The organism is Methanobrevibacter sp., assembly GCF_045541095.1.
Taxonomy (GTDB): domain Archaea; phylum Methanobacteriota; class Methanobacteria; order Methanobacteriales; family Methanobacteriaceae; genus Methanocatella.
Window position 1 is genome coordinate 1 of the sequence record NZ_JAZQIJ010000047.1, and the last position, 6,642, is coordinate 6,642.

The window sequence follows — 6,642 nt, forward strand, 5'->3', positions numbered from 1 at the left end:
CATTACAATATTTTTTTATAATATTGTTCAAATTATTAATCATAAATTTAAATAAAAATCATATAAATTAATTTTATATACTTTTTTGCATAATATATTCTTAAATAATTATTAGAGCGTATATTTATGAATGAGAATATAGATAAAGGGATGTCAACATTAATAGTCTTCATTGTTGCCGCAGCAATATTAAGTGCTGCTCAAAGTGTTGTTACAACTGGAATTTCAGGCATCATGGCCGATTTCAATATATCTTCAACAACCGCACAGTGGATTTATTCTTCATTTTTACTTGTTTTGGGCGTGATGATCCCGTTGTCTGCATTTTTCACACGCAGATTTAAAGTTAAGACAATTTTACTGGCGTCACTGGCATTGTTTTTAATAGGGTCTTTGATAGCTTTCATTGCTCCTAATATTGAAGCATTGATTTTGGCACGTGTGATTCAGGCGATAGGTTCTGGAATTTTACTTCCTATAACTCAAATTGTACTGTTTAAGGTAATTCCTGAGGAAAAATGGCAAATTTATATGGGTTTGTTTGGATTTATTATTGGAATAGCACCGGCTATTGCTCCGACTGCAGGCGGTCTGATAATAGATTATGTCGGTTGGAGATCAATCTTTCTGATATTTGCGGCTGCAATAGCCGTGCTGATAGTAATAGCTTCAGTAGTTGTTAAATTGGAATTTGAAACAGATCATTATCCGTTGGATGCATCATCATTGGTATTATGTGTGCTTGCATGTGTTGGAATAATGCTTGGATTTTCAAACATTGCAGAAAACGGCTTTGATTTAATTTGGGTAATACTGCCTATTGTTGTTGGAGCAGTTTCGTTGGTGCTGTTTGTTAAAAGACAATTCGGCATTGAAACTCCATTGCTGGATTTGCGTGCTTTGAAAAATAAATATTTTTTCTTCGGTACATTATTTTCAGCATTGCTCTACTTCACCATGTGCGGACTGAATGTTATCCTGCCTTTGTTTGTTCAAAGAGTAGCATTTCACTCAGCAACAGTAGCAGGAATCGTGCTTCTTCCTGCAACATTGGTGATGATTGTATTTAATTTTATAGGTCCTGTGATGGCCAATAAATTCGGTGTGAGAAAAGTACTGATTTTATCCTGTATTTTCACTATTGTAGGTTACCTGATGATGATGACCTATAAGGTTGACAGCGGCATCGAATATATGATTGTAACTCAAATCATACGAGCTATTGGTGCAGGTTTAGGTTTAATGCCTGCTGTAACATGGACTATTGCAGTAGTTTCAGGTGATGTGGAGGATGCAACCGCAATCAACAACACTGTCAGACAGATTATAGGCGCAATCGGTTCTGCTCTTTCAGTAGTTTTAATGGCAGTATTTGCAGGTGGAAATGTGGCCCGTAATGCAGCTTCTGTTGTGGCATTCGGACAAACTTCTTTAGTCATGGCTGTTTTGGCAGTTGTTTCATTAGTGATTGTAATAATTTATATTAAAGATGAAATTCATGATTTAATGTAATTTCATTTTTTTTTTGATATTGGGGATGCTGACAAACGAATGTAAAAACTGCCTGATTATGTCTATCCTGCCATTCCATATGATGATATGGGTGGAAATGGAAATGGAAATGGTGGAAATTCAAATAGGGGTAATGGAGATTCCAATCATGGAAGCAACCAGAATACAGGTAACAGTACTCAAAGTCAAAGAACAGATCCGAGCAGCAATGCAGATAATCCTGTCAATGATGTTGATCAAGCTATGATACACAAATCACCGATTCACAGGAAGCCGCTTCCGAAAACAGTAACGGCGATGCTGGAAATTCTAAATTCAAACAAGATTCTGTTGTTAAACAAATTATTTTTGATGAAGATGATTTTTATGGGGTCACTGGAATTTCATTTATAATATTGCTGATAATATTGACTATAAGTTTCTATTATCGTGATGATATAAGAGAAATGAACTCTAAAAGATAATCTTCTTCTTTTTTTATCTATTTTTTCATTAAATTTTATAAAAAATTATTTAAACGATTTTTAATATATATAATATATATTTACCTTGGGGAGGGATTTTTATGAATAAGAGTGATCTGAAAAGAAATCATTATATGCTTAAAGGGCCACTTGCTAAAAAGGGATATGACTGGTGGTGGCATTCTTTTACAGGATATAATAAGAAAACTGGCGAAGCAAGACCTTTTTTTATAGAATATTTTGTATGTAACCCTGATTTGGCTGAAGAGGAACCTACACTTGGTCAACTTCCAAAAAATCAAAAAGAAGGCAAAAGACCTTCTTACTGTATGATAAAAGCGGGTGCTTATGGAAAAGAACCAAAACAGATTCATAATTTTTACTCAATGAAGTATTTCAATTGCCCTGATGATGAATTAAATGTTCAGGTTGGAGACTGCAGTCTGACAGAAACACACATGAGCGGATTTTCAAGAGTATCTGCGGAAGATGCTGAAAATCATCCTGAATACATGTCCGATGCTGGAGACATGATGTGGGATTTGGATATAGACAAACAAATCACATTCAATGTAGGTTATGGTGCAAATTCTTTTTTCAGAAAACTTAATGCATTTGAAATGTTTTGGCATGCAGAAGGAATTAAAACCCAATACAGCGGAACTGTATGGTTAGATGGGGAAGAATATGAGGTTATTCCAGAAAAATCCTATGGTTATGCCGATAAAAATTGGGGCGGAGACTTCACTTCACCATGGCTATGGATTTCATCATGTAACATTACAAGCCTTATTTCAGGTAAAAAATTGAATAATTCTGCATTTGAAGCTGGTGGTGGAAGACCTAAAGCATTTGGTATTGAACTTCCTCGTAAATTGTTAATTGGATTTTACTATGAAGGAACAATGTATGAATATAACTTTGCAAGATTCTGGAATAGGGTAAAAATAGACTTTGACTTCCAGGAAGGTGAAGATGTGCATACCTGGCATGTGAATGCAAGCAATAAAAATTCAAGATTTGAACTGGTTCTTTACTGCAAACGTGACGAAATGATGCTGTTCAATTACGAAGCTCCAAACGGTAAAAAATTACATAATCGTTTATGGAATGGAGGAAGCGGTTATGGTGAACTTAAATTATATAAAAAAGATGGAACTTTAATAGACCATGTTAAACTTGAAAATGCAGGTTGTGAATACGGGGAGTATGATGAAGAATGATATTCTCTGATATCCTTGCATTAATTATTGTATATATTTATGTAGCTGTCATTTTCGTTGTAGCGGAAATGGTTTTAAAGACACGTCCGGAAGTCTCACGTAAATTTTTACATATTATGGTAGGTAACATGATATTTGCCATGCCATTTTTCTCAGACCCTTGGGTAATGGTTTGGTTTTTAACACTGCCTATTACAATCGTGCTGTTCTTCCTGACTGAATATTCACCAATCAAAATAGAAAACAGTGTAACTGAATCCGGTCATGCATTAGGTTTATTTTTCTATGCAGGTATATGGACTCTTTTAATTGCAATATTCGCATCAATCGCTCCTGCAGGAGATCCTAAGTACTATATCTGGATTGTAGCATTGGCTATTGTTCCAATGGTTTATGGTGACGGATTTGCAGCATTGATTGGTCAAAAGTTCGGTAAAGTCAAATACACAATATTCGGAGGTACAAAATCCCTTGAAGGATCACTCACAATGTTTGTAATTACAACCGTAATGAGTGTATTTGTATGGATGGTTTTTGCTTCAATCGGATGTGTAATGCCTGAATTCAATATGGTATACATTATAGCTATTTCAGCAGTTGCAACTGTCTGCGAAGCTTTAAGTTATGGTGGAATAGACAACTTGTCAGTTCCTGCAATAACTTCAATTTTATATTATTTGGTAACTATCTTATAGTTACTATTTTTCATTATCTTTTTTTAGCATTTCAGTTATCATATTTTGCATTTCAGTTAAGTTGATAATTAGCCATTTAAATATAATTTAACTAAGTAATATTATCGGTTAAAGAGGACGATAATATGTATGATAGTTTAAGATCAAGAGCTGAACAAAGAGTTGATAAGAAAATAAAATTTTATAGGAACTTAAAGGCATATATTATAGTTAATGCAATACTGGCTATTATAAACGGATTATTTTCCCCAGATTTCTGGTGGGTACTGTTTCCGGTATTTTTCTGGGGAATTGGAGTTATTTCCGACTTTTTAAAGGCTTATGTATTTATAGACAATTTTGACAGTGAAGATTACAGAGAACGTAAAATTCAAGAAGAGATGGAAAAATTAAGGAATTAAATCATGAAAGTAAATTTGTTTGTTTCAAGAGATATTACAGAGCCCCATGCTGATATTCATACGAATGAACTGACAGGAAATGTGTCAAAAGCCATATCTATTTTGGAAAGTGATGAATCCAGTGATATGATTGCAGTAAAAAAAGGTTCAGACATTGCACTTCTGGAATTGGCTGAAATCTACATGTTTCGTGTTGAGGATAAACAGGTTAATGTATATACTCAGAATAACTCGTATGTAATTAAAAAAGCACTTTATCAGGTTGAAGAATCATTAAATGGGGATTTTGTAAGAATATCGAAGACTACAATTGTCAATCTTAAAAAGATACAAAGGGTTGCTCCCTCTTTAAAGGGAATGATGTTTATAGAACTTAAAAATGGAATAAAAGATAATATCTCAAGAAAATATTTGCCTGATTTTAAGCAGGCTTTGGATTTGTAGGTGTTAAAATGAAGTTAACAGATATAATTAAAAGTTTAGCGTTAGGCGCTTTCGTTGGTTGTTTTATAGGTTTGTTAGTCGCAGTGCTGATTTCACTTGGGGCAGGTCCTCAAAATATCAGTTTTTCAGGTGTTGACATTATAAATCTGTTTTTAGGATGCATTGTTGCAGGATGGGCATTCTCTCTTACAGGTCTGATTTATGAAAGGGATGACATTGCACTGCCGTTACAGATAATCTTTCAGATGGGTATCGGAATGACTGTATTGTTTTTAATAGCGATTTATCTGAAATGGATGCCAATTGAATTTGGAATAGGTCCTATAATAACATGGATTGCAATTGCTCTTGTATTTGGAGCGGTTTTCTGGTGCGGTTTTTATGTTTATTATTATTTGATGGCTCGTGATTTAAATAAAAAAATAGAATTAAGTAAATAGCTAAGCTATACCTAAATGGTGCAAGAATACTTATCTCCAGCCAGTAAATGCCCAATTTCTATCAGTCAGCATTTCCATATCCCATTCCTTAAAAATTGACAAATCCAAATCATACCCACATCCGTCAAACATGCCAACAGTATAATTTACATTCACATTTGAAACATTCCAGTCTGACAGTGGTGAAATATCTTTTAGAGATTTGCAATTCTCAAACATGCACTCCATTGAAATTACCTTTGAAACATCCCAATCTTTTAATGGACATAAATCTGCTAAAGAAACACAGTTTGAAAACATATATTCCATATTTTTAACATTGGACACATCCCAATTATTTAAAAAGGATATATCTTTCAAAGATTTGCAAAAATAAAACATGGAGTTCATATCGATCACCTTATCGGTTACATCAGCAACAATTGCCTTTAGATTGGTTAAATCAGCATATTTATATGACAGGTCAGTGAACTTTGAAAGGTCTTCACTGACATATATAATCTCATTTTTGTTTTCCACATCATTCCAGCTTGTCAGATTCGTTCCGTCATTCAATATTATTAATACATCAAATTCTTCAAAATCATAAATACTGTTACATGTGGTATTTAACTTTTCAAATTCAATTAGAAATCTGCTGTTCATTACAATCACGATTACTACAATAAAGATATTTAAATAAAACTATTTAATAATATCGGCCGAGTATTTAAAATACTTCTCAATAAGACAGATTAAGGCTTTTAATGGATGAAACATTTGTGAACCTCAAGAACTGGATGACAAAAGAAAAGTATGTGTACCGATGAAAACAAACTTAATATTAGATTTATAGGTGAAATATATGAATGAAAAAGATTATGATGAACAACTGGCAAAAGCTGCAGAATTTCACGGACATATCTGCGGAGGAATTGCAATTGGAACAAAGCTTGCAATGTACGGTCTTGAACTTCTTGGAATGCCGTTAAATGAAAGACATAAAAATCTCATTGTATTTCTTGAAATTGACAGATGCATGTCTGATGCGGTTCAATCCGTTACAGGATGTTCTATGGGTAAAAGAACCCTCAAACAAATGTATTATGGTAAGTTTGCAGCTACATTCATGAACCAGGATACTGGTGAAGCGTTAAGGATAACTGATGCAGACGCCAACAAAAAATTCAAGGATGAAGAAACAAAAGAGGAAATGATTGCCCGTTTCAGAAGAACTCCTCCTGAAGAGCTGTTCAAGGTCGATAAAGTAAAAATTGAACTGACACCAGGAGACATGCCGGGTAAACCTTACACAACTGCATTCTGTTCAGTATGTGGTGAAAAGGTATCTGACGGCCGTCACAAGTTAATTGGTGGAAAACCTGTCTGCAAATCATGTGCTGAAGGTTCTTACTACGAATTAATTGAAGAATAATGTTGTAAATTTTATTCTTCATTATTTTTCTTATTTTTTTCTTATTTTC

Annotated in this window: 9 protein-coding genes; 8 read left to right on the plus strand and 1 reads right to left on the minus strand. The window is 33.9% G+C overall.

The genetic code is table 11. The features are described from left to right. Positions 1 to 126: 126 nt before the first annotated feature. The 7 genes from ACKI2P_RS02075 (at position 127) to ACKI2P_RS02105 (ending at position 5,179) form a co-directional block, all read left to right on the plus strand. Positions 127 to 1,512, plus strand: coding sequence for a DHA2 family efflux MFS transporter permease subunit (locus ACKI2P_RS02075; RefSeq protein WP_407374592.1), 1,386 nt, complete (start codon positions 127 to 129; stop codon positions 1,510 to 1,512). 87 nt (positions 1,513 to 1,599) lie between these two features. Continuing rightward, complete coding sequence (locus ACKI2P_RS02080) at positions 1,600 to 1,905, plus strand: hypothetical protein (protein WP_407374593.1); 306 nt, start codon at positions 1,600 to 1,602, stop codon at positions 1,903 to 1,905. Between the two features lie 172 nt (positions 1,906 to 2,077). Continuing rightward, the gene (locus ACKI2P_RS02085; RefSeq protein WP_407374594.1) at positions 2,078 to 3,199 is read left to right on the plus strand and encodes a tocopherol cyclase family protein; all 1,122 of its coding nucleotides are present in this window, start codon (positions 2,078 to 2,080) and stop codon (positions 3,197 to 3,199) included. Continuing rightward, on the plus strand, positions 3,196 to 3,894 hold the full coding sequence (locus ACKI2P_RS02090) for a diacylglycerol/polyprenol kinase family protein (protein WP_407374595.1): 699 nt from the start codon (positions 3,196 to 3,198) through the stop codon (positions 3,892 to 3,894). Before ACKI2P_RS02085 ends, ACKI2P_RS02090 begins: the two co-directional genes overlap by 4 nt. A gap of 125 nt (positions 3,895 to 4,019) precedes the next feature. Continuing rightward, a complete protein-coding gene (locus tag ACKI2P_RS02095) occupies positions 4,020 to 4,295 on the plus strand; it encodes a 2TM domain-containing protein (protein WP_407374596.1) in 276 nt (91 codons plus the stop codon). Between the two features lie 3 nt (positions 4,296 to 4,298). Further along, positions 4,299 to 4,739, plus strand: a complete 441-nt coding sequence (locus tag ACKI2P_RS02100) for a LytTR family DNA-binding domain-containing protein (RefSeq protein ID WP_407374597.1) — start codon at positions 4,299 to 4,301, stop codon at positions 4,737 to 4,739. An 8-nt stretch (positions 4,740 to 4,747) separates the two neighbouring features. Further along, positions 4,748 to 5,179 (plus strand): DUF3021 domain-containing protein, encoded by a 432-nt coding sequence (locus tag ACKI2P_RS02105; RefSeq protein ID WP_407374598.1) that lies wholly within the window; start codon positions 4,748 to 4,750, stop codon positions 5,177 to 5,179. A gap of 30 nt (positions 5,180 to 5,209) precedes the next feature. On the opposite strand, the gene ACKI2P_RS02110 is transcribed toward ACKI2P_RS02105, so the two are convergent. Then, positions 5,210 to 5,824 (minus strand): BspA family leucine-rich repeat surface protein, encoded by a 615-nt coding sequence (locus ACKI2P_RS02110; RefSeq protein WP_407374600.1) that lies wholly within the window; start codon positions 5,822 to 5,824, stop codon positions 5,210 to 5,212. A 199-nt stretch (positions 5,825 to 6,023) separates the two neighbouring features. On the opposite strand from ACKI2P_RS02110, the gene ACKI2P_RS02115 reads away from it, so the two are divergent. After that, positions 6,024 to 6,593 carry an FmdE family protein gene (locus ACKI2P_RS02115; RefSeq protein ID WP_407374599.1) on the plus strand — a complete coding sequence of 190 codons (570 nt, stop codon included), beginning with the start codon at positions 6,024 to 6,026 and terminating at the stop codon, positions 6,591 to 6,593. Positions 6,594 to 6,642 lie beyond the last annotated feature (49 nt).

Coding starts and splice junctions, on each gene's coding strand:
- ACKI2P_RS02095 (WP_407374596.1), top strand. CDS start 4,020: ATGTATGATAGTTTAAGATCAAGAGCTGAACAAAGAGTTGATAAGAAA.
- ACKI2P_RS02100 (WP_407374597.1), top strand. CDS start 4,299: ATGAAAGTAAATTTGTTTGTTTCAAGAGATATTACAGAGCCCCATGCT.
- ACKI2P_RS02080 (WP_407374593.1), top strand. CDS start 1,600: ATGGGTGGAAATGGAAATGGAAATGGTGGAAATTCAAATAGGGGTAAT.
- ACKI2P_RS02115 (WP_407374599.1), top strand. CDS start 6,024: ATGAATGAAAAAGATTATGATGAACAACTGGCAAAAGCTGCAGAATTT.
- ACKI2P_RS02075 (WP_407374592.1), top strand. CDS start 127: ATGAATGAGAATATAGATAAAGGGATGTCAACATTAATAGTCTTCATT.
- ACKI2P_RS02085 (WP_407374594.1), top strand. CDS start 2,078: ATGAATAAGAGTGATCTGAAAAGAAATCATTATATGCTTAAAGGGCCA.
- ACKI2P_RS02105 (WP_407374598.1), top strand. CDS start 4,748: ATGAAGTTAACAGATATAATTAAAAGTTTAGCGTTAGGCGCTTTCGTT.
- ACKI2P_RS02110 (WP_407374600.1), bottom strand. CDS start 5,824: ATGAACAGCAGATTTCTAATTGAATTTGAAAAGTTAAATACCACATGT.
- ACKI2P_RS02090 (WP_407374595.1), top strand. CDS start 3,196: ATGATATTCTCTGATATCCTTGCATTAATTATTGTATATATTTATGTA.